Origin of the sequence: Coprococcus sp. RTP21204st1_G4_RTP21204_210225, assembly GCF_040915385.1 — a bacterium.
Lineage (GTDB): Bacteria > Bacillota > Clostridia > Lachnospirales > Lachnospiraceae > Allocoprococcus > Allocoprococcus comes.
On sequence record NZ_JBCPDP010000024.1, the window covers coordinates 1 to 21290 of the forward strand.

General features: G+C 37.7%; 22 protein-coding genes and 1 pseudogene. 16 read left to right on the forward strand and 7 right to left on the reverse strand.

Annotation, left to right across the window (positions count from 1 at the left end; genetic code table 11):
- Positions 1-19 precede the first annotated feature (19 nt).
- The 5 genes from AB5213_RS15255 to AB5213_RS15275 form a co-directional block, all read right to left on the reverse strand.
- The gene (locus AB5213_RS15255) at positions 20-1417 is read right to left on the reverse strand and encodes an FtsK/SpoIIIE domain-containing protein (protein WP_196021874.1); all 1398 of its coding nucleotides are present in this window, start codon (positions 1415-1417) and stop codon (positions 20-22) included.
- A gap of 125 nt (positions 1418-1542) precedes the next feature.
- Positions 1543-2067 carry a hypothetical protein gene (locus AB5213_RS15260; RefSeq protein ID WP_368276889.1) on the reverse strand — a complete coding sequence of 175 codons (525 nt, stop codon included), beginning with the start codon at positions 2065-2067 and terminating at the stop codon, positions 1543-1545.
- A gap of 152 nt (positions 2068-2219) precedes the next feature.
- Entirely contained in the window at positions 2220-2603 is a 384-nt protein-coding gene (locus AB5213_RS15265; protein ID WP_368276890.1) for a YdcP family protein, read from the reverse strand.
- Between the two features lie 15 nt (positions 2604-2618).
- A complete protein-coding gene (locus AB5213_RS15270; protein WP_368276891.1) occupies positions 2619-2942 on the reverse strand; it encodes a YdcP family protein in 324 nt (107 codons plus the stop codon).
- Between the two features lie 177 nt (positions 2943-3119).
- Entirely contained in the window at positions 3120-6170 is a 3051-nt protein-coding gene (locus AB5213_RS15275; protein ID WP_368276892.1) for a VaFE repeat-containing surface-anchored protein, read from the reverse strand.
- A 381-nt stretch (positions 6171-6551) separates the two neighbouring features.
- Here AB5213_RS15275 and AB5213_RS15280 point away from each other — a divergent pair, with 381 nt between their 5' ends.
- Entirely contained in the window at positions 6552-7598 is a 1047-nt protein-coding gene (locus AB5213_RS15280) for an HAD-IA family hydrolase (RefSeq protein ID WP_368276893.1), read from the forward strand.
- A gap of 391 nt (positions 7599-7989) precedes the next feature.
- On the opposite strand, the gene AB5213_RS15285 is transcribed toward AB5213_RS15280, so the two are convergent.
- Entirely contained in the window at positions 7990-8529 is a 540-nt protein-coding gene (locus AB5213_RS15285) for a helix-turn-helix domain-containing protein (protein WP_176935847.1), read from the reverse strand.
- Positions 8530-8695: 166 nt separating this feature from the next.
- Here AB5213_RS15285 and AB5213_RS15290 point away from each other — a divergent pair, with 166 nt between their 5' ends.
- From AB5213_RS15290 to AB5213_RS15325, 8 genes are all read left to right on the forward strand, one after another.
- Entirely contained in the window at positions 8696-8887 is a 192-nt protein-coding gene (locus AB5213_RS15290; RefSeq protein ID WP_116444116.1) for an ICEBs1 excisionase, read from the forward strand.
- Positions 8888-8905: 18 nt separating this feature from the next.
- A complete protein-coding gene (locus AB5213_RS15295; protein ID WP_368276895.1) occupies positions 8906-9967 on the forward strand; it encodes a tyrosine-type recombinase/integrase in 1062 nt (353 codons plus the stop codon).
- Positions 9964-10353, forward strand: a complete 390-nt coding sequence (locus AB5213_RS15300) for a hypothetical protein (RefSeq protein ID WP_227596740.1) — start codon at positions 9964-9966, stop codon at positions 10351-10353. The genes AB5213_RS15295 and AB5213_RS15300 overlap by 4 nt, the downstream gene beginning before the upstream one ends.
- 107 nt (positions 10354-10460) lie before the next feature.
- A complete protein-coding gene (locus AB5213_RS15305; RefSeq protein ID WP_368276896.1) occupies positions 10461-11441 on the forward strand; it encodes an AAA family ATPase in 981 nt (326 codons plus the stop codon).
- A gap of 123 nt (positions 11442-11564) precedes the next feature.
- On the forward strand, positions 11565-11795 hold the full coding sequence (locus AB5213_RS15310) for a complexin-2 (RefSeq protein WP_368276897.1): 231 nt from the start codon (positions 11565-11567) through the stop codon (positions 11793-11795).
- 289 nt (positions 11796-12084) lie between these two features.
- Entirely contained in the window at positions 12085-13704 is a 1620-nt protein-coding gene (locus AB5213_RS15315; protein WP_368276898.1) for a plasmid recombination protein, read from the forward strand.
- 21 nt (positions 13705-13725) lie between these two features.
- Entirely contained in the window at positions 13726-14076 is a 351-nt protein-coding gene (locus tag AB5213_RS15320) for a DUF6061 family protein (RefSeq protein ID WP_368276899.1), read from the forward strand.
- A gap of 267 nt (positions 14077-14343) precedes the next feature.
- Complete coding sequence (locus AB5213_RS15325; protein ID WP_138305253.1) at positions 14344-16326, forward strand: DUF262 domain-containing protein; 1983 nt, start codon at positions 14344-14346, stop codon at positions 16324-16326.
- Positions 16327-16661: 335 nt separating this feature from the next.
- Here AB5213_RS15325 and AB5213_RS15330 read toward each other — a convergent pair.
- A pseudogene (locus AB5213_RS15330) lies at positions 16662-16985 on the reverse strand (XRE family transcriptional regulator); the annotation flags it as partial.
- 21 nt (positions 16986-17006) lie between these two features.
- Between AB5213_RS15330 and AB5213_RS15335 the strand changes: the two are divergent.
- The 7 genes from AB5213_RS15335 to AB5213_RS15365 all read left to right on the forward strand — a co-directional run bounded on the left by AB5213_RS15335 (position 17007) and on the right by AB5213_RS15365 (position 21275).
- The gene (locus tag AB5213_RS15335; protein ID WP_368276900.1) at positions 17007-17534 is read left to right on the forward strand and encodes a hypothetical protein; all 528 of its coding nucleotides are present in this window, start codon (positions 17007-17009) and stop codon (positions 17532-17534) included.
- 163 nt (positions 17535-17697) lie between these two features.
- Positions 17698-18081, forward strand: a complete 384-nt coding sequence (locus tag AB5213_RS15340) for a TnpV protein (protein ID WP_173690503.1) — start codon at positions 17698-17700, stop codon at positions 18079-18081.
- 142 nt (positions 18082-18223) lie between these two features.
- Positions 18224-18868, forward strand: coding sequence for a helix-turn-helix transcriptional regulator (locus tag AB5213_RS15345; RefSeq protein ID WP_005333591.1), 645 nt, complete (start codon positions 18224-18226; stop codon positions 18866-18868).
- A gap of 162 nt (positions 18869-19030) precedes the next feature.
- Positions 19031-20086 (forward strand): helix-turn-helix domain-containing protein, encoded by a 1056-nt coding sequence (locus AB5213_RS15350; protein WP_368276901.1) that lies wholly within the window; start codon positions 19031-19033, stop codon positions 20084-20086.
- A gap of 127 nt (positions 20087-20213) precedes the next feature.
- A complete protein-coding gene (locus tag AB5213_RS15355; protein WP_021905858.1) occupies positions 20214-20462 on the forward strand; it encodes a type II toxin-antitoxin system prevent-host-death family antitoxin in 249 nt (82 codons plus the stop codon).
- Position 20463: 1 nt separating this feature from the next.
- The gene (locus AB5213_RS15360) at positions 20464-20763 is read left to right on the forward strand and encodes a type II toxin-antitoxin system RelE/ParE family toxin (RefSeq protein WP_368276902.1); all 300 of its coding nucleotides are present in this window, start codon (positions 20464-20466) and stop codon (positions 20761-20763) included.
- A 344-nt stretch (positions 20764-21107) separates the two neighbouring features.
- The gene (locus AB5213_RS15365; RefSeq protein WP_334304138.1) at positions 21108-21275 is read left to right on the forward strand and encodes a 4Fe-4S binding protein; all 168 of its coding nucleotides are present in this window, start codon (positions 21108-21110) and stop codon (positions 21273-21275) included.
- Positions 21276-21290 lie beyond the last annotated feature (15 nt).

Below are 21290 nucleotides of genomic sequence, written 5' to 3' on the forward strand. Positions count from 1 at the left end.
TACCGCCACACCAGCAAGGCTAGTCCGTACCTGTGGCTTTCGCTTCGCACGCCACCTGTCCGTCCTGCCTTATGTGTGCAAGTTCTCCAATCGTACCCAAGAAATCATATCCTTTGGGTACAAGGGGAGTATAAAATTCTGATATGACACTTGTTCCCACATCACAGTATCCACGCCCTTTGATTCGCTTCTGGAAAAACTGCTTTTTCACATCACTTCCAAAGAGCATACCGTAGCCGAGTTCACTCATGCGACCAAGCCCCACACGGAAGTTGAAGTTATCTCTGATACCGTCCCCGAAATACTTTGCGTCTGGACGCTGGCAAGCTACAATCAGAAAGTATCCAGCCTGTCTGCCGAGCATGATGATTTTCTTTAGCTGGCTTAACAGGGCGGTGCTTTCTTTTGTCGTGAGCATTTCCAAGAACGCCACATATTCATCAAAGATAAGGAATTGTGGAGCAAGCCCCAGATAGGCATAGTTTTCCCCTGTGCGGTAGTTCGGGTGCAGTTTCATTTCTTCCGAGCGTGTGACCATGCCCTCATAAAAGGCATTGACGCAGTCAATCATATCGTCTTTCGTGTGGTAGACATTTTCCATGACCATTCCCAAGTCTGCAAGGTCAGCGTTCTTCGGGTCAAGAATGTATAAATCCGCATTGGTTCTAAGCAAGGCTTCAATGATGGTCAGCAGAAAATAGGTTTTTCCACCACCTGTACCACCGCAGATAAGGGCATGGGGAAGTGAATCGTATTCCCACACCAGATTTTTCATTAACCGCAGACCGCCGTTTTCGGCAATCACTTCATCAATCGAAATACGGTTCGCTATCATATCATAGAGCAGGGTGTATTCGATGTATCCGTCATGCAGTGTCTTGTCGGTCAGCTCACAGTACAGCCCCGATTCCAGTTTATCCTCTAAGGACAGGAGCTGTTCTTGATATTTTCCCATTGTGATTTCACAGCAGATATGAAGCAGTCCCTTTTCCATCTGGTAATAAATCTTTGGAAACCACACGATTTTTTCTCTTGATCTGCTTTGCAGGTCAGTGAAAAAAACGCTGTCTTTTGTGTTCTCCGCTTCATACCATTTATTTTCCAGCACCATGCGAGCCAGTTTTTGCCTGTGAAACAACCGTTTGATACGGTCATATCCGTAACGGTAGTAGAGAAAAGTGACCAATACACAAACACCAGTCGCTATCAGAACCGTAATGGAGTTGTAGGCAGTCCAAGTAATTCCGGCATGGAGCAGGTTAAATTCTTTCCAGTCTGTAACAAGAAGCTGTCGCAGGTTCAGTAGCAGGAACACCGCAACGAACAGGAGTAACAGCCAGCCGATACAGAAATGATAGACCAGTGATTTGTCACTGGCACGAATCCTGTTACCTTTAGATTTTTTCCATGCTTTCATAAAAACTCCTTTCTTTGGATATAAGAAAAGCAGTCAATCATGTAGACTAACTGCTTTGTGAATATAAGTATTAAATTTAAAACGTAAAATTACTAATCTTGCTTTGGACAATAATAAATCACATCTTATTTAATCATTTTTATCGATTCGCAGAGATGGTTTAGTGCAAAATCATTGGCATATTTTTCCGTAGGTAGTTCTGCATAAAGCTTTTCATATTTCTCATTTAAAGTAACAATATCTTCTTCACTTCTACAGTTTTTACTTTCAATCTCCCTTTCAGAATAAAGCTTAACTCGTTGCAATTCATAGCAGAAAATAAATTCAGAATCATTGTGTCCTTTAGCAATAAAATCTTTATACTGAATCCAGTGTCCACATTCATGAAGAATAGAGAATACACAAAAAGAAATTTCATCAAACGCACATTTTGTACATATCATCTCTTTTATTCTTCTGAAGCCATCTGGCATATTGGCTTTGCAATATTTTAATGCTTCTAAACTATCACAATTTGGCAAATACAAACCTCTTTGTATATCTAAGTTGGGTTTTAGATAAGTTACAGAGGAAAAAAGTTTTGAATCGCTCATATAAATTGGAATTTTTTCAGTTTTAATAATTTTTGATACTATATCTGTTATTTGCATTACAGTTCACCCTTTCAAGATATAATAATTTAGGAGCAATCACCAAAAAACGCTCTAGCCATTTTCTCAATCTGCCAAATCCCAATTTGGCTTATTTGTTATATTATATCAATTACGTCTGACCAGTACAATGAAAATTATAAGCTATGGATTTATTTCTTTGCTGGCTGTTGTGGAACATTGTTCTGTGAATTTCCAGCATGAGTAGATTTATTTTTCAAAACAATATCATCTGCCTTTACATACCAATCAACATCTGCACCACGATAATTTGCATTGGCTACCGTATCTGCAACAGGGTTGATAAGTTCCACTTCGGCGTTGTAGTCATAGTCCTTTAACGGAACAGTCGCCGGAACGGATACCTGTATCATGCGTCCCTGTGTGTTGCATTTCAAATCGTAGGTGCGTTCCTTAATTTCTTCACTGACCGTTCCATCTTCATTCTGTACATGAACCTCACGGCGTAATGCGGAGAACTTCAACACTCCGAAAGTCTTTTCTTTATCAATGACGATTCCATTTGCTAATCTCATAATCTGAATACCCCCTTATTTATTTTCTGCTGGTAACATATCGTCTGCAAGTAAGATGTAATTGACAAATCCACGTTCTCCGATTTTATAGCCATCAGTAGTGATTCGTGGGTTGATAAGTTTTACTTTCTGCTCTGGCGAGAAATGCTTTTCGCCAGCTTTGGCAGGAAGTGTCACAACTACATCATCGGCTCTCTGCACATCGGAATACAGGTTGTATCTTCTGGTAATAACAGCCATACGCCCGTTGATTCTCTGTTGTTCCGTAGTATTTTCTCCGGCAAACTCCAAGTTTCCGAATGTCTTTTCCATGTTTGGTACGACAAATCTTAATTCCATAAATAATTGACCTCTTTTCTTTCTGTTTTAGTTTCTTTCCTGCTGTACTTTGTGGGGAGCTACACTCCCCACGCCCCTAGTGGACTTCACGCCCCCGTAAATCAGAGCTTCACGGGAGCGTGAAGTTGCAAAAAGGGTGGCGACCTTGAACGCTCTACCAACCGCTACATTACCGCCTTATGATTTCTTTCTACGGCGTTTGAAGTAAAGCATACCGCCAAGCCCTACGCAGGAAAGACCGAGCATGGCAAGGTAAGCATAGATATTGGTATTGTCGCCTGTTTTTGGGCTGTCACTTGTCTTAACCGTAGATGGTGTATCCGGCGTGTCAGTATCCTTTGGTGTGTCTGGGACTTCCGGCACTTCCTTGATTGTCACAGTCTGTCCATCGTCTGTGATGTCCTTATGTTCTGTCACTTTCTTTGGTTCGTCTGGATTGGTCATATCGTATAATTCCTCAAATGTAACAAGGCTCTTTCCACCAAGAGAAGAACCATCAAAGGTAAATGCAATCTCAACCGTCATTTTTTCATTGTCGGCTGTAAACTCATAATCATTGGATACTTTCTTTCCATCAATCAGAAGTTCTGCATTTTCCTCTTTTAACATCTGCCAGCCGGAAAGTTTGTATTTTGTTCCAATTTCCAGCCCATCTAATGTGACTTTATCCACAATCGTTACATCTTTTCCGGCTTCGATTTCTTTCTTGCCGTTCTTGTCCGTAGCGGTCGTATGGATTTTGATGATACGTTCTGTGATAAGAACAGTCTGTCCATCATCGTTGATGTCTTTATGTTCGGCAACCTTGACAGGCTCTTTCGGATTGCTTATATCGTACAATTCCTCAAAAGTAACAAGGTTCTGACCGCCAAGAGCTGAACCGTCAAAACTGTAAGTAATCTCAACCGTCATTTTTTCACTGTCAGCAGTGAAAGTATAATTACTGTCTACACGTTTCCCGTCAATCAGAAGTTCCGCATTTTCTTCCTTTACCATCTGCCAGCCGGAAAGTTTATATTTTCTGCCTGTTTCCAAGCCATCAAGTGTGACTTTGTCCACGATCTTGATGTCTTTTCCGGCAACAATCATTTTTTCGCCTGTTTTCTTGTCGGTAGCTGTGGTATGGATTTTGATTTCTTTTTCGTATTCATCGGTCAGTGTCCCTAAATCTACAGTCACTTTATTTCTGGATACGACTACCTCAAAAGCTGGAATCAGCTTAAATCCGGCGTTGGAATCACACTTTAATTCCTCAATCACATAGGTATCATAGAGTAATGCACCTTTGCTGTCGTCTGGTTCAGATGTCCCAAACCATACACCGTCCTCACTGGATTTTCCGGCATTGGTATTGACCTTGTGGGAAGCCCAGCTTGAAGCAGTGGAGAACTGACCATTTTTGTCAGTAACTACAATATGGGATTCTCCCGTTGTCTTGCTTGTGATTCTGAATGGAACACCTGCAAGGCGTTTGTGTGTACCTGCACCGATTTTTACACCCTCAATATCGCCACGCTTAATCTGGTTGTAGACAGAGTGAGATTTGTCAGTCAAGTCCACGATTTTTCCATCTTCCGTGATAGAAAAGTCGATTGCTTTTGCACCGTCTGCCAAGTAGCCCTCTGGTGCTTTACTTTCTTCTAATCTGTAATTTCCGTAAGGAAGCAAGTCAGCAGAAGTAGAAGCAATTCCATCAATGCCTGTCTGAATCTTCTTGACAGTTTCATTCTTGTTGTATAATTTCCCCTCAACCAGTACAGGACTGTCATTTAAGGAAATGATATTAAATTCTGTGTACTGTAAGGTCGCACTTCCCTGTGCTTTGGTATCCTTTGTTTCAAGGTCACGTTTCTGGATTTTCACACCGCCACGGATAACCTTGTCAGATACGGAATACTGGTTACTTCCAGAGAGTACGGCAAGTTCGCCATCTTCGGAAATCTGTGTAAGGTACGTCCCCTTAATCTGTTCAGAACTTCCGTCAGTCTGCATATATGCACCATCTAATAAGTAGCCGTTTGGTGCTTTTGTTTCTGTGACAGTGAGTGTACCAAGTGGCAGTACATTCTTACCGTCCTGTGTATAGAAGCTGTCGCCGGATACTTTGTAGCTGTCGGCAAGTCTGGATACATAATGGATAGTTCCGTCACGGTCTGTTTCTGCAACGGTTTTAGTTGTCCATGTACGGGTAGCCTTTGCAGGAAGATTGTCTGCATTGTAGTAATCGTCATAATAGCTCCATGTGAACTCTGCACCCTCTAAAGATGCATTTCCCTGTGGAGTGGATTTTCCTGTTTCCATGTCGATTTTGAATAAATCAATCAAAGTTTCTGTGACCTTTGGAGTGTCAGAAACAGTCAATGTCGCTGTTTTTCCAACTTCCACATTTAAGGCATGGACTGTAGAATCCAGCTTGTAACCCTTTGGAGCAGAAAGCTCTTTGATGTAAACTGTTCCTGCTTTTACCTCAATTTCTTTGGTATCGCCGTTTCCATCGGCAGTAAGTGTGGCAAGCTGGCTGTTACAGCCCTTATCAGAATAGACACCAAATGTTGCACCCTCAAAGGAATAGTTGGCGTTATCATCTGTGACCGTGGGATTGGAAGAAGTCTTTTTGACCTTTGCATTTCCTACATTTAACTTTGCCCAGAACTGTCCGATGTCCTGTCCTTCGCCAGTGTAGATATAACCACCACATTCATAGCGTCCTTTGTTTTCTTTCACAAATGCTTTCGCACCAGTGTACACTTCATTTTGTATTGTCTGTGAGATTTCATTATAAGAAGCTCTGACGTTGTCACACTGCCAGCCGAGCTGTTCACTCAATCTCTGCCAGACAACACACTGTTCCAGCAAATACTTCTGGTTGTTATTCAGTCCTGTATGAGTAGCGGTATATTGCTTGACGTACTCTAATGAAAGAGCAACGTCCGCAATCTGATCACTACTCATGCGTGTACTTGCGTCAGACCTTGTTTTATATCCATTCTTGAAACTGGTATTGATGTCCACGCAGTAGGCAGTTTCGCCCTCAACTTTCATGTGTCCCTCATTAAATGTGGATTTGATAGAACCATCATTCATAACGTGTTCAATGTAGCCGACACGTTCTGCTGATTCTGTCCAGTATTGATTGCCGGAAGCGTGAACCGCCGTCACTGGTAATGCCGTGAGAATGGTTGCAAAAGCAAGCGTTCCTGTCAGTAATCGCTTTACTAGCTTATTCATATTTTCTCTTTCTCCTTTCGATTTTGGGTATGAAAAAAGACGCTCATTTATTGAACGCCTTTAACTAAATAGTCGATATTGAGATTTGGGATTAGGTACAAATCAGATAATTTTAATTGCACCTCATTGCATTAAAATTGCATTTTTTAATATTTTTATATGGTTTTATAGTTACTTATATTGCCTAAAAATGGCTTAAAATCAACGATTTTGCTTTATACTCCGTACTGTCGGTCTGGAGTTTGAATAACGGATTAAAATGCCGAAAGCCTGTATTTATGCGGGTTTCCGGCATTTGTTTTATCAAATGGCTCTAGTTTGGCTCTATTTGTGAGAGCAATAATGGCAAGAAAATAGATGAAATCTAATAAGGAGCATTATATGACGAAAGTGAATTTTTATGATAGTATTAATGATTCAATGCTGAAGTTTGCAGTTATTATTGCCAGACATAATGGTAAATGGGTATTTTGCAAGCACAAGGAAAGAAATACATGGGAGGCACCGGGGGGACATAGAGAAGATGGTGAGGATATTCTTGAAACAGCCAAACGAGAACTATATGAAGAAACAGGAGCAATAACTTTTGATATTACTCCAATTTGTATATATTCTGTGACTGCACCAGATAATTTCGATGGAATGGAGACTTTTGGAAAATTATTCTTCTCAGATATACATACATTTGAAAAAGAGCTTCACAGTGAAATTGAAAAAATAGCAATTATGGATGAACTACCGATTAATTGGACTTACCCAGAAATTCAACCCAAACTGCTAGAAGAAGCAAGAAAAAGAGGATTTTGCCCCAAAAAGGACGAAATAAAATGGCTATTTTTTGATGTTGGGTCGACATTGGTTGATGAAAGCAAAGTTTATGAAGACAGGATGAAAAGGATAGCGGATTTATCAGGTTTAACTTACGAGCAAATTTATAAATATGCCATGTCGTTTTATAAAGAAAACAAAAAAGGAGATTTAGAGGTAGCAAGGCAATTGGGGGTGAAATTACCTAAATGGGAATCGCAATACGAGAGGCTGTATACAGATACTAAAGATTGTTTGAAAAAGTTAAGTAGAATTTATAAAATTGGTGTAATTGCAAACCAATCATTAGGAACTTCTGAGAGATTAGAAAATCTTGGAGTACGAAAATATATTGATTTGATTATCGCATCAGCAGAAGAAGGCGTTTCAAAACCTGATAGGCGCATATTTGAAATTGCATTGGAAAGAAGCTGTTGTAAGCCAGAGAATGCAGTCATGATTGGTGACCGTATTGATAATGATATTGTACCCGCAAAACAGTTGGGTATGAAAACTATATGGGTAAAACAGGGATTAGGAAGTTTGTGGAATATAACAGATGAGAGTGAAAAAGCTGATATGGAAATTAATAACTTATCTGATATATTAAAATATTTATAGGGGATAGGTCTATAAAATAAGATTCAAATTACAATTGTTCTTGCAGAACATATGATATATGTTAGGGTACTCTTTAAGGAAAGTACCCATGACAGGGCGTTAAGTGTCTGGAGGGCTTGCTTAGCGCCGATGACGGCTTATGAGATCATTTCGATTTTCATTGGGATATTAGCATTGTTGATGTCCTTTGGTAGCTTGATTGTAGCGCTGCTTGCCTTTCTCGATAAGAGAAACAAGCGAAAATAAAAATGCCTATCCTGTCTGATCCACAGGATAGGCGGTGTCCTTAAGGACATTCATTAACCTAAACTCGGAGCATCCACCTTTGGAGTGGGTGCTTTCTGTTTAATTAGATATTATCATCTTATGACCGATAATTCAAGAGGTTTCATTAATTTGGATAATTTTTTACAGTAAGGCGGTCAGTGCCTTTTTTGACAACCATATTGTCATCAAGCAGGTGTTGCTTGATTTCTTCGATATTTTCATTGATATGCTGCAAACTGTCAGCATACTCTTCTTCTGAATAATCATCTTTAGCTTTTAGCATATTTTCACGAATTTCCAGAGCTTTCATATAGGTACAAAGTTTTTTATTGATGAGGTTGTTCTTAAAGGACAGCTTAACAGTAGCAGGTTTGAAATTGCCCTCATCGTCCTTATCTGCCTCAAATTTCATATCGATCTGGTCATCCAGTTTAAACAGTAATGATAATACATCAGAAACTGTTTCTATATCAAAATCCATGAAAATATTAATGCTGATGCCTAGCGCATTGGCAATCTTTAAAAGCTGGTCAGGTTTTGGATTACGGATTCCATATTCATATTTCTTTATTGTTGCGGAATTTATGCCGGACAACTGACCAAGCGTTTCCTGTGATATTCCACGCATATTGCGAAAGTATTTAATCTTTTCTCCAGTAGTCATAAAAAATGCTCCTTTATGATTTGTTACCCCTATTTTATCACAATGGGACACATTTGTGTATAAAAATTTGGTTAAATTGCTTGACAGACACAAATGTGTACTATATAATACGAATAAATAAGGTCACAAAAGTGTACTAAAATAAAAACAGGAAGGAGAACACAATATGGAGAATACGATGAAGATGTATGTAACAGCAGATGAAGCTGCACAGATTCTTGGAGTATCAAGAGGATATGCTTACAAAATCATTCGTGGTCTTAATAATGAATTAAAAGAAAAAGGCTATCGAGTGATTTCAGGCAAGGTACCTACAAAGTATTTTGAAGAAAAGTTTTATGGTATGGCAGTTGGTTAATGGAGAGGAGACGATGATATGCCAGCTACACGAGATGGTAAAACATGGCGCTGCCAGTTCTATTATGAGGACTGGCAGGGTGTACGCCATAAAAAGAACAAAAGAGGCTTTAAGACAAAGGCAGAAGCAGAGGAGTGGGAGCGTAACTTCCGGCAACAGCAGAGAAAAGATTTGGATATTAACTTTGAGAATTTTGTTGAAATCTATTTCGCTGATGTGGAGAACCGGCTTAGAGAAAGCACAATCAAGAATAAAAGATATGTGTTTGATTTGAAAGTTACACCATATTTCAAAAAGAAAAAGATGTGTGAGATTAAGACTTCAGATATCAGGGCTTGGCAGAATGAATTGATTAAGCAGGGGTACGCACCGACTTATCTTAAAAGTATTAATAACCAGTTGGCAGCACTATTCAATTATGCGGTCAGATATTATGACTTGAACGATAATCCATGTAGGAAAGCAGGAAGTATCGGGAAAAGCAAGGCTGATGATATGGAGTTCTGGACAAAACAGGAGTTTAAGCAGTTTCTTTCGTCTATGGATAAGAAACCAGAGGCGAGAATGGCATTTATGCTTTTGTATTGGACCGGAATGCGTATAGGAGAATTGCTAGCACTCACCTATGAAGATATTGATTTGGAAAAACGAATTATAAGCATTTCCAAATCATATCAGAGATTGGATGGAAAGGATGTAATTACACCACCTAAGACACCAAAGAGCAATCGTAAGATTACTATTCCACCATTTCTGGTAGAAGAATTAAAAGAATATTGCAGTCATTTATATGGAATTATGCCAAATGAAAGAATGTTCCGGTTTACAAAATCTTATATGGAGCATGAGATTGTACGAGGCATAAAGGAAACAGGAGTTAAGAGAATCCGTATTCATGATTTGCGTCACAGCCACGCATCGCTTCTGGTGGAACTTGGATTTCAGCCTTTGGCAATAGCGGAGCGGCTGGGACATGAAAAAATAGAAACAACATTAAATACTTATTCACATTTATACCCTAATAAGCAGGCAGAACTGGCAGATAGACTAGAACTGGAGAATGAGGAGGACGAGTTATGAGCGGAGTACACAAACATCCAACAATCAGCTTTCGAGTATCGGACAGAGAGAGGGAAATGATTGAAGCCAAGATACTTGCAAGCGGTATGCAGAAGAAAGATTATTTTGTACGTTCCTGTATTTATAACAGAATATGTGTTGTAGGCAAGAAAGAGGTAATTTACAAGCTTGTAGAGGAATTACAGAATATGCAGACAAATATTTCTGTACTTGTAAAGCAACTGGAACAGAAGGAGGTAACGCTAACGGCTGATGGTCTGGCAGATATGCGAAATGACTGTATGGATATATTACAGGCGATTATTGCAATGCTGGATGGTGCAAAGTATCTCTGGCAGGGAGTACAAGTTGATAAAGAAAAAAGTCCTGACAGCGGCAACTGTTAGGACTTGCGGTAACAAAAGAAGACCTCTGTTACACATATAAATACAACTAGAGTATAGCAGAGGTTCTTCTAAGGAGCAAATAAAAGATTGGAAAATGGAGGACTTTTATGGAGGAACAGAAGACAGAATTAAAGATGATACGAATGTCGGAGGTTGAGTCACAGGAAGTGAAATGGCTGTGGTATCCGTTTATACCATATGGGAAGCTGACAATTATTCAGGGAGATCCGGGTGATGGAAAGACCACATTGGTGTTAAACATAGCAGCAAAGCTGTCAAAGGGAGAATGTCTCGACAGTGATATGGATGTGCAGGAGCCGGTAAATGTCATTTATCAGACAGCAGAGGATGGACTGGCAGATACAGTAAAGCCGAGGCTTGAAATTGCCGGGGCGGACTGTGAAAAGATACTGGTTATTGATGAAAGTGATAAATCTTTATCTATGGCAGATGAAAGACTGGAAGAGGCGCTTGCTAAGACTGAGGCAAAAGTATTGATATTAGACCCGATACAGGCGTATCTCGGTGGTGGTATGGATATGAACCGGGCAAATGAGGCAAGAGATATGACAAAGAAGCTGGGAGCATTAGCAGAGAAATACCAGTGTGCAATTCTTCTTATTGGTCATATGAATAAGGCATCGGGGAATAAAGCAGCATACAGGGGCATGGGTTCCATTGACTTCTTTGCTGTGGCGAGGAGTGTGCTTCTGGTCGGCAGAATAGAGGGAGAACCTAATACAAGAGCAGTTGTTCAGATAAAGAATAATCTTGCGGCATTTGGACATCCAAAGGCATTTATGCTATCAGAAATGGGCCTTCATTGGTTGGGAGATTATGAGATTACCGCAGATGAAGTACTTGGCGGTATTGCACCAAAGGCAAATAAGCTGGAACAGGCAAAGCAAATGCTTCGTGAATTGGCAGAAACAACTAATATGGTGCAGAGTAATGAAGTTTTTGAAATGGCTGATGAACAGGGCATTTCAAAGAGAACAATGGAAAATGCAAAGAAAGAATTGGGCATCCGGGCAAAGAAAATCAATAACTTGTGGTATTGGGAACTGGATACAGTAAAACAGAGATAGGGTAAGAACGCAACATTGCAGGCTATATAGAAATTGCGGAGATAAACTTTGCAAGGTTGCAAAGCATATAGACTTTGCAGTGTTGCGGTCTTGAACGAGTTAGGAAAGGAATGGTGGATTGATATGAAAAATGTACAGATTTCAGAAGAACTTTTCGTTGCGATAATGAGATATTTTATGTTGGAACAGGAGGAACTGTTGCCTCAGATAAAACAGGGACTAGAGAAGAAACTGGATGCAATGGTAATGAGAGAATTATATACAAAATATAAGACTGCACCAACAGAAGAAAAGGAAAAGGCTCGAAAGGAATATTTGGATAGACGAGGTGTGCCGGAGAGCTTTCGGTGGTAGTTTTTCTTAAACATATATAACGGCTGCGTGTCACGCTTCCGTTAGAATGGATAAGGAAAATGTGGTGTGGTTGACACAGTGGAGGCTTGTGTACACTGACTGCCGTAGGCAGAAAAGCTCCCGGCAGGGCGCAAAACCTGACTTGTCAGGTTGCATTTTTGATGGGGTAGCTGTCAAAAGTGCTTTTGCGTTACTTTCGACGAAAGTAACAAAGCCAGAGCGAGGAAACCTCGCTCTATGCCGATATCCGGCGCTAATATGACAGATAAAAGAAAGGGGAAGATTGCCTATGGAGAGAACGATAAGTGCAATGATCGGAAAAGGTTCTGTGAACCATAATACCAGAGCATTTACAGCTAAGAATGTAGATAAAAACAGAAGTGCTGATAATGTGGAATTTTGCCAGGAAGATATTAAGCAGGTTTATCATAAATTATTTGATGAAGCACTGGAACGATATAATGCAAAACAGAAACGAAAAGATCGCATGATTGATAATTACTATGAAAAAATCAGGAGGGGTAAGCAGGAAAAGTTATTTCATGAAGTGATATTTCAGATTGGAAATAAAGATGATATGAATGCCAAAAGTGAAGATGGATTGTTGGCAAAAAGGATTTTAACGGAATTTATGGACGAGTTCCAAGCCAGAAATCCGAACTTATATGTATTCTCGGCACATTTGCATATGGATGAAGAAACACCGCATTTGCATATTGATTTTGTACCATATATTACAGGAAGTAAGCGAGGAATTGATACAAGGGTATCATTAAAATCTGCACTAGCGGCAGAAGGATTTGCTGGTGGTACAAGGGGTGCAACAGAATTAAATCAATGGATTGCATCAGAGAAGCAGGAACTTGCTACAGTCATGGAGCGATATGGTGTGGAATGGCTGCAAAAGGGTACACATGAGAAACATTTGTCGGTGCTTGAATTTGAAAAGAAAGAGCGGGCAAGGGAAGTAGCTGAATTGGATAGCCAGAAGCGGGAAATATCTTCGGTGGTTGCACAGCTTGGAGAAGAGGTTTCTGTAAAGAAACAGGAATTGCAGAATGTCACTATTGAAAAGGAACTGGCTGAGGAAGCTACACAGAAGGCAAATGAAGAGAGAACTATAGCACAACAGGAGAAGGAAGTACTGCTTGCAGGTAATCAGAATTTGAGGATGGAGAATACAAGGCTTGAAAGCCACAAGGACAGACTTCGCATGGAAAATCATGATTTGAAGCAAAAGCAGTTACAGTTGCAGACAGATAATGAAGAACTGGAACAACGGCATGAAGATTTACAATATACGAATAGTAAATTGAAGAATGTGAATGATCAGTTATCTGCTGACAATCACACTCTGGAGCAAAGGAATGATTCATTGAAATCTGATAATCAGGCATTAAGACAGAAATATAATGATTTGCAACAGAATAATGTTCAACTTGAAAAGCAACAGAATGAGCTTAAGAGCCATATAGAGCAGATGGTGCAGTCGGAGCAGTTATTACAGCGTGATGTAAGAAAGTATGATGAAGCACCGGAGTGGCAATTGCCGGAACCGGGAGCATTTGCAAGTGCTAAGTCATTTCGGGATAAGATGGTTATACCATTTGTGAATAAGCTTAAAACACTGATAAAGAATCTGACAATCCAGTGTGTAAGGCTAAAAGAGGAAGTCCTGCAATTGCGAAAAGAAAAGAAGAGATTGTCAGAGGATGTGGAGTTTTACAAGGGCAAGATTAAGGATATGAGTGATAGGACAGAGCTGTTGCAGGAAAAGGCTAATGATCTGGAGCGTGTGAAGAGATATGCCGGTGCAGAGCAGATTGATACGATTATTCGTAAGGTAAAGGAACAGGAGCGTACAGAGCAACAGATAAGGCGGTATGACAGGTCTTATTGGACAAGATAATTGGAAGGATGGATTGATGAGATGAAAGATAATCGAACGGATAATATCGTGGAATGTGCTCATAACATGGATAACGGCTATGTTGAAGTATGGTTTGCAGATGGGAATATGTTTCGGATAAAGTGCGAAGAAGTAGAGGCAGCTCTGAGAACAACAGAGCAGTCACTGGCAAAGTTACATAAATTATTGGATGAAAAGCCGATAGAATATGTGGCGATGGCACTATCCGGGGAGATGCAGGCATATTGTGCTATCGAGGATGATATGGTTAAAGGAATGTTTGGAACGATTGTGCAGGGGTATTTGAAGAAAGGGTACAATCGGGCTACGGCGGAGATGATGGCTAGGGAGTTTTTTAGGTATGAGAGTTAGGAAAAGTGTGTGATAGATAAAGGATAGAAAAAGAGAAAGGGTAATGGTTTGATTGTGGTATAGACCGTTTATGGTAAAATATTTATATGATACAAGTAAAGATAATTATAATTTGATGGATTGAATATGTGTATCGGAGAAGGAAGAATTGATGAAAGTAGGCTGTGTAGAAAAATCACAAATAATATGGTAAAATAGATTGGTAATTTTGTGAAGGTAATTGACTGATAGAACTAATAAATATGCAGGAACAAAGGAGAAAATGATATGGAACAATTGTTATCAATGTCAAAAATATTTTCAGAAAAAATATTTCGTATTCCTGATTATCAAAGAGGATATGCATGGACGCTAAAGGAAGTGAAAGATTTTTGGGGGGATTTATGTAGATTAGAGAATAAAAAGAATCATTATGTAGGTGTTTTGACACTAGAACCAGCTAAAGAAGAGGATTATAAAAAGTGGATTGATGATTTGTGGATTATTGATGCGAAACGATACATACCTTTTTATGTAGTTGATGGACAGCAAAGATTGACAACGTCTATAATCTTGATATATGTTATTTGTCAAATTATGCAAGAGAAAAACATAGAAAAGCTAAATTATACCACATATGATGAAATATCCAGAAAATTTATTTTTGAATATCAAGATGCTAATAAGAATCGAACATATATGTATAGTTATGAGAGAGAGAATCCTAGTTTTGCATATTTGATTTCTCAAGTTTACGATGAAAAAGTGGTTATTGCCTCAAGTGAAAATGAAACTATATATACTAATAATTTGGGGGAGGCAAAACGATTTTTTTATGAAAAAATGATTGATATGGATGTTAACCAATTGGAAGAGGTTTATACAAAAATAACACAACATTTTCTTTTTAATATGTATATTATATCAGATGATATAGATGTGTATGTGACATTTGAAACGATGAATAATAGAGGAAAACCTTTATCTAATTTGGAATTGTTAAAAAATAGGTTGATTTATGTGTCTACATTGCTTAATGTTGCTGATGCTGATAAAAGCAGATTACGACGTGATATAAATGAATGTTGGAAAAAGATATATCATATATTAGGAAAAAGTAAGGAAAGGGTTTTACTCGACGATGAATTTTTAGTTACTCATTTTATGCTATATTTTGCAAAAAATATAGATGAATTAGAAAAAGAGAGCTATACAAGAAGATATGATCACTTGGGACAATGGCAGAGTAATTATTTATTAAATGACTATTTTGTTGTTCAAAAAATTTTTGACAAATCATTAACAATTGAAGATTGTTTTAATTATATTCAAAGTTTGAGTGAGTGTATTGACTTTTGGGGTGATATAAAAAATCCGTTGTCATCTAAATATGATGATGAAATCAAAGAGTATATTGATAAGATTAACTTTTTTTCAATTAGAAGAAGATTTTATAGAAGTAGATATATGATAGATTTTTCATACTTGAATGTTTTTCTTTTGGCGTGTTTTAGAGCGTGTAATAATAATAATAAGACATTATTAAATTTTCTAAAAATATTAGAAAAGTACTTATTTTCCATAGAGTTTTATGATGGAGAGGCAATAGAAGAACTTTGTATAAATTTATTTAATTTTGCAGAGGCTGTTGTTAAATTAAATAAGGGGGAATGGGTAATTCAAGGGATAATTGATAAATTGAAAAAGTTATATGAATCCCTTGTTAATTCGACGGAATTGAATAAAAAAACAGTATTATATTACTCAAAAAATGGATTTTATCGTACAAGTTGGCTACGATATTTCTTATGCGAATATGAATATTCTTTAATGAAAAAAAGCAAAACTAATATCAATAAATTGAATAGATGGGAGATATATGAAAGAGGATATAATTCGATAGAACATATATATCCTGAGAATTCTCATAACAAGTATTGGATTGAGTTATTTAGAGAATATACTTCTAAACAAAAAAATGCTTTAAAAAATTCATTAGGAAATTTTGTCGCAATTTCTTCAGAAAAGAATGGAAAACTAGGGAATAAATCGTTTCCTGAAAAAAAATCTAATACACAAAATCCTGTTGGATATAAATATGGTACATATGCTGAAATTGAAATAGCAGATTATAAGGATTGGGATTCTATGGCTATATTAAAAAGAGGATTAATGTTGATTGCATTTTTAAACGAAAGATGGGGAATAAGAGTTGGAAATGGGAAAAAAGATGATAAGTATAAATTTTTGGGATTGCAATTTCTTATATAATATTGGCTCCATTTTGGCTCTAAAAAATTTGGATGTGATATAGAAAATGCATATTATGAAGAATATGAATAATTAAATATACAAAAGTGTACTTAAATATAATCATATTAATCTCTCGTCCAAAGAGTTTGAATAATAAAAATTTTCTGGAATCCCTTATAAACAGGGCATTTCAGGGCAGATAAAGTTCTATTTGATAACAAAATGATAACACGAGAGATTTTGGCATTATTTATCCGGAATCTTGTGGTTATCAGGTAATATGTGTGAAACCAACAAAAAGGTCTTACTGAATTGAGTGAAATCAATTTGGTAAGGCCTTTTTTCGTTGGTTTTTATTTGTAGTTTTTTGGATAATTATACCGCCACTGGTCATATTCTTCCTGAGTGATTTCTCCGGATTTCAGTTTTTCTGCCTGCTCCTGCCATGCATGGAACATATCAAACATAGAAAGGTAGGTGGTTCCTTTGGATTTGTCCAGCCGGAGGCAGAGTTCTCCGTCAATCTCACCAATATGAAGTCCGTAAAGGTCTTCTAATGTAAATAAGGTATGCATAAGTCCTACATAGCTGTCAATATCCGGGACAGCCAGTGCATGCGGAGAGACCTCAAAAATATCAGCCAGTGCATTCAGATAGTTCTCTTTTGGACTGCGGGCACCTCAGCAGAGAACGAAGGATTGGCTTTACAAATCGTAGAATCCAGAGAAGACGTACAGCTTTTGAAGGAAAGTAAAGAACAGGCGCTTAGAGATAAAAAAGCCGCAGAAAAGCGTGCAGAAACAGCAGAAAAACAATTAAAAAGCCTGGAAGAACGCAGGGAACAGTTACAGCCGATTATGGATAATGTGAGTAAGGAAATAAAAGAATATGGAACAGTTAAAATGTTGTTACCGGAAGCTGGCACGTTGGAACGGGCAGCGACCTACCGGGACAAAAAAATCAAACCGCTGTTTCTTCAGATAAAAAATAAGGTTGGGGCAATGGATGCACAGGTTAAAGAACTTACAAAAGAGGTGGAAAATTGGAAGAGCAAATATCAAAAGCTGAAACAAAAATATAGCGGTATTCAGAAGGAGTTGGATGATATGCGTAAAGAAAATCATAAATTATCAGAAGAAAAGAATATAATGCAAGGTGTTTCTGATAGGTATGACCGTGTTGTACGAGTTCTGGGAATAGAGACGGTAGATGCGGCAGTACAGTAGGATATTCGTAACGAGAAAGCTCTGGAAGAAAAGCAGCGGATGGAACAAATGCCGAAGGGAAGTATTCATGAAAGATTAGCCTGGGGAATAAAAAAGAGTGAGATGGAGAATCAGCAGCGTAAGAAAAATAAATCAAAAAATAGAGAAATGGAGAGATAAAATCATGGAAAAACACGTTTATGATGAAAAGAACGGATTAAGCTATACTCTGTGTGGAGATTGTTATTTGCCGGATCTGGTATTGAATGAAGAAGAACCGACATATGGAAAATATGGAAAATATGGAATGTTACGGAAACAGTTTTTGAAAGAGTATAGACCAATACGGTATCAAAACTTGTTATTATCTGGCAAGCTGACAGCACATCTGAATCAGATTGACCAGGAAGTAACAGAGCAGGTCGAAGTGTTAATGAAACAGATGGCAGAAAAACAGGGCGTGAACGAAAACTTAAAGAGGCAGGATCAGATGAAGTGGGTTAGATTGATGAATAATATCAAAGTTAGTGCGGAAGAAATTGTGTTGAAAGAGAGGGTATATATGTGAGTCGAAAGGGTGATCGAAAGGCTGCTCTTTACAAAGATGAAAATAAAAATTGCTGAAAAGGTATGAGTTTTGTAGTGTAAAACTCTTTTGACATTGTGTTTTCCGTTAAGTAAAATATCTTTGATAGACAGATAATGAAAAAATGATTATTCTTGGCTCAGATCAAGAGAACAAATTACTTGCGAAGGGAGGAAATTATATGGAGCTGAGTATACAGATAAAAAAATACCGAACAGAGCTTCATCTATCACAGGAGGAATTGGCAGAAAAGGTATATGTAACAAGACAGACAATTTCTAATTGGGAAAACGAAAAGAGTTATCCTGATATTCATAGCTTGTTACTTCTTAGTTCATTGTTTAATGTATCTCTCGATCAATTAATTAAAGGAGATATAGAGAAAATGAAAGAAATTATTAGCGAGCAAGAAATTAAAAAGTTTAATTATTATGGTTCCATCTATACAGTTCATTTGGCCGTGTTGATTATATCGGCAGTACCTTTGTTTATGTGGCTCGGAAGGTATGCGTATATTCCGTTTGGGATTTTATTTATTATTACAATGTACTGGGCGTTAAAGGTTGAAAAACTAAAAAAGAAAAATGATATACAAACCTATAAGGAAATTGTTGCATTTACGGAGGGAAAAAAATTGGATGAACTTCATAAGGCAGTTGAAGTGGGAAAACGTCCTTATCAAAATATATTAAAGGTTATTATCAGTGCGGGTGTTACAGCGATGATTTGCTTCTTAATTGGAGTACTGATGCACGTATTCTTGAATTAATTAAATTTAAGGATATTTTGATTTGTAGAATTATAAAATAGAGCATTTTTCTCGCAGATTTTAACCGGTAGTTAAGAAATCGAAGCCATAATTAAACGAAGGCTCAATTGTAAACACATATTAGAAATACTATAATGAGAATATAAACAGGAGGTAGGAACGATGCAAATTGGTGAGAAGATAAAAAACTATCGGAAAACTGCGGGATTAACACAAGAACAGGTGGCGGATTATTTGGACGTTTCTACTCCTGCGGTAAATAAATGGGAAAAAGGAAACACATATCCAGATATATCATTACTTCCGGCAATTGCTCGATTATTAAAAATTGATATGAATGAACTATTTTCATTTCGTGAAGAATTGACAGAAAAAGAGATTGGACAATTTGTGAATGAGCTTTCGGAAGTTTCATTGGATAGCTTTATAAAAGCTTTTGAGATGGGAAAAAATAAAATAAAGGAATATCCTCATTGTGATTCGTTGATTTATTCAATTGCTACTGTTTTAAATGCGGCGTTAACTTTATCCGATGTCGATGATGAGAAAAAGTTGGAATGCAATAATGTGATTGTTGAATGGCTGGAACGAACTGCTGAAAGTCCAAATGAAAAGGTAAGGATTTCCAGTATTTTTATGCTTGCAGCGAAATATATACAAATGGAAAAATATAAAGAAGCAAATATCTTTTTGGATAAAATTCCAGATACTGTGATAGATGCCACAATTATGAAAACGAATGTACTAGCACACCAGGAAGGGACAGATATTGCAGCGTTCTTTTTAGAGGGAAAACTGATGCAGACAGTTACGAATATACAAAACTATCTGTATAAGTTGATAGAAATGGAAGAAGAAACCGGAAATCATTGTAAAGCAGAGGAGATTGCCGAAATCACAGGACATATGGTATCGTTATTTGGTCTGTGGGATTACGGTAAAGTAGTACCATATCTATTGATTGCCGTGTATCGAAAGGATGTAGAAAAATGTATTCAGTTGATAAAAGAAGTGCTGATGGAGTCACAGAAGCCATGGAAGATGGTGGAATCACCTTTATATTACAGATATGTGGATACAGTACAGGGAAAGTCTTTTTCAGGCGTTGGAAATAATTTTGTTCGTGCATTAGCTACAGAAATTGAAAATAAAGAAGAGTATGAATTTTTGAAAGGAAATAAAGAACTGGAGGCGATTTTTTCTCAATATTTGAAATAGATTGCGATAAAAATATATAGAAATGATAAAATAAAAGCTGTAAAAATCTACGTTGAATTTTACAGCTTTTTGTGTATACTAGAAGTAGCAGAAACAATTTAAAATCAAAGGAAGGAGCTGAAAGAATATGGCAAATATTTTACCAGTATCTGATTTGAGAAATTATAATGAAGTCCTGAAAAACTGTCATAAAGGAGAACCAGTATATCTGACTAAGAATGGCAGAGGACGTTTCGTTGTCATGGATATTGAAGATTATGAGCGTGACCGTGCAGAGAAAAAGCTTCTCTTGAAGCTGCAGGAAGCTGAAGAAGCAGTGAAAGATGGCGAAGGTTGGCTGGATCTGGACGAACTGAAAGCACTTGTGGGGGAATAAGATGTTAAAACTGCGGATTAATCCGATTGTTGCAAAGGATTTGAAAAACATCCGAGATTATATTGCTGAAGATAACGAAGAATATGCAGCAAAGACCATAAAGGAAATTTACGGTAAATTTGAAAACCTTCAGATGTTTCCTGGAATGGGGCCGGATCTCTCCAAACGGGTCAGTTTTCGGACAGATTATAAATATGCGATATGGGAAGATTATGTTATTATCTACAAGGTCGGTAACGAATATGTAGAGATTTATCGTGTAGTTAACCGATATCAGGATATCACGAGAATCTTTGATTGATAACAGAGATGTGATAACAAATTGATAACACCGTTCAGTACAGCCTGTGGACTTTGGACAGTGGAACACATATAAAACCAGATAGAACCATAATGAGAGTATGAAACTTTTTCTGTAAAATAATGTTTATAAGGTCCTTCTATGATACAATAAATATCATTAGGAGGGCCTTTTATTATGGCAAGACAAAAGAAACCTGTACATCGTGTACAAATGACAGAAGGAAAACGAAACATCATCCATACTTATAAGACATGGATCGCCTAAGAGCGGCTACTGGGAGATTATAGAAAATTAGCGGGATGATAGAAAATGAAGGTTAAATTAGAAGATGATGGTCAATCCTGCGTGTTCACTGCGATGAAAGCAAATGTGTTCATTGTGGAAAATGTCTGCGTGTCTGCCCAATGAATGTGGAGGTCAATAAGGAATCCCGCAAACGAAAGAGAGGAACGGAGTGCATACTCTGTTATGAATGTACGAAGGTCTGTCCGACTAAAGCATTGCATTAAAAAATGGAGTTGGAG

Coding starts and splice junctions, on each gene's coding strand:
- AB5213_RS15255 (WP_196021874.1), bottom strand. CDS start 1,417: ATGAAAGCATGGAAAAAATCTAAAGGTAACAGGATTCGTGCCAGTGAC.
- AB5213_RS15260 (WP_368276889.1), bottom strand. CDS start 2,067: ATGCAAATAACAGATATAGTATCAAAAATTATTAAAACTGAAAAAATT.
- AB5213_RS15265 (WP_368276890.1), bottom strand. CDS start 2,603: ATGAGATTAGCAAATGGAATCGTCATTGATAAAGAAAAGACTTTCGGA.
- AB5213_RS15270 (WP_368276891.1), bottom strand. CDS start 2,942: ATGGAATTAAGATTTGTCGTACCAAACATGGAAAAGACATTCGGAAAC.
- AB5213_RS15275 (WP_368276892.1), bottom strand. CDS start 6,170: ATGAATAAGCTAGTAAAGCGATTACTGACAGGAACGCTTGCTTTTGCA.
- AB5213_RS15280 (WP_368276893.1), top strand. CDS start 6,552: ATGACGAAAGTGAATTTTTATGATAGTATTAATGATTCAATGCTGAAG.
- AB5213_RS15285 (WP_176935847.1), bottom strand. CDS start 8,529: ATGACTACTGGAGAAAAGATTAAATACTTTCGCAATATGCGTGGAATA.
- AB5213_RS15290 (WP_116444116.1), top strand. CDS start 8,696: ATGGAGAATACGATGAAGATGTATGTAACAGCAGATGAAGCTGCACAG.
- AB5213_RS15295 (WP_368276895.1), top strand. CDS start 8,906: ATGCCAGCTACACGAGATGGTAAAACATGGCGCTGCCAGTTCTATTAT.
- AB5213_RS15300 (WP_227596740.1), top strand. CDS start 9,964: ATGAGCGGAGTACACAAACATCCAACAATCAGCTTTCGAGTATCGGAC.
- AB5213_RS15305 (WP_368276896.1), top strand. CDS start 10,461: ATGGAGGAACAGAAGACAGAATTAAAGATGATACGAATGTCGGAGGTT.
- AB5213_RS15310 (WP_368276897.1), top strand. CDS start 11,565: ATGAAAAATGTACAGATTTCAGAAGAACTTTTCGTTGCGATAATGAGA.
- AB5213_RS15315 (WP_368276898.1), top strand. CDS start 12,085: ATGGAGAGAACGATAAGTGCAATGATCGGAAAAGGTTCTGTGAACCAT.
- AB5213_RS15320 (WP_368276899.1), top strand. CDS start 13,726: ATGAAAGATAATCGAACGGATAATATCGTGGAATGTGCTCATAACATG.
- AB5213_RS15325 (WP_138305253.1), top strand. CDS start 14,344: ATGGAACAATTGTTATCAATGTCAAAAATATTTTCAGAAAAAATATTT.
- AB5213_RS15340 (WP_173690503.1), top strand. CDS start 17,698: ATGGAAAAACACGTTTATGATGAAAAGAACGGATTAAGCTATACTCTG.
- AB5213_RS15345 (WP_005333591.1), top strand. CDS start 18,224: ATGATTATTCTTGGCTCAGATCAAGAGAACAAATTACTTGCGAAGGGA.
- AB5213_RS15350 (WP_368276901.1), top strand. CDS start 19,031: ATGCAAATTGGTGAGAAGATAAAAAACTATCGGAAAACTGCGGGATTA.
- AB5213_RS15355 (WP_021905858.1), top strand. CDS start 20,214: ATGGCAAATATTTTACCAGTATCTGATTTGAGAAATTATAATGAAGTC.
- AB5213_RS15360 (WP_368276902.1), top strand. CDS start 20,464: ATGTTAAAACTGCGGATTAATCCGATTGTTGCAAAGGATTTGAAAAAC.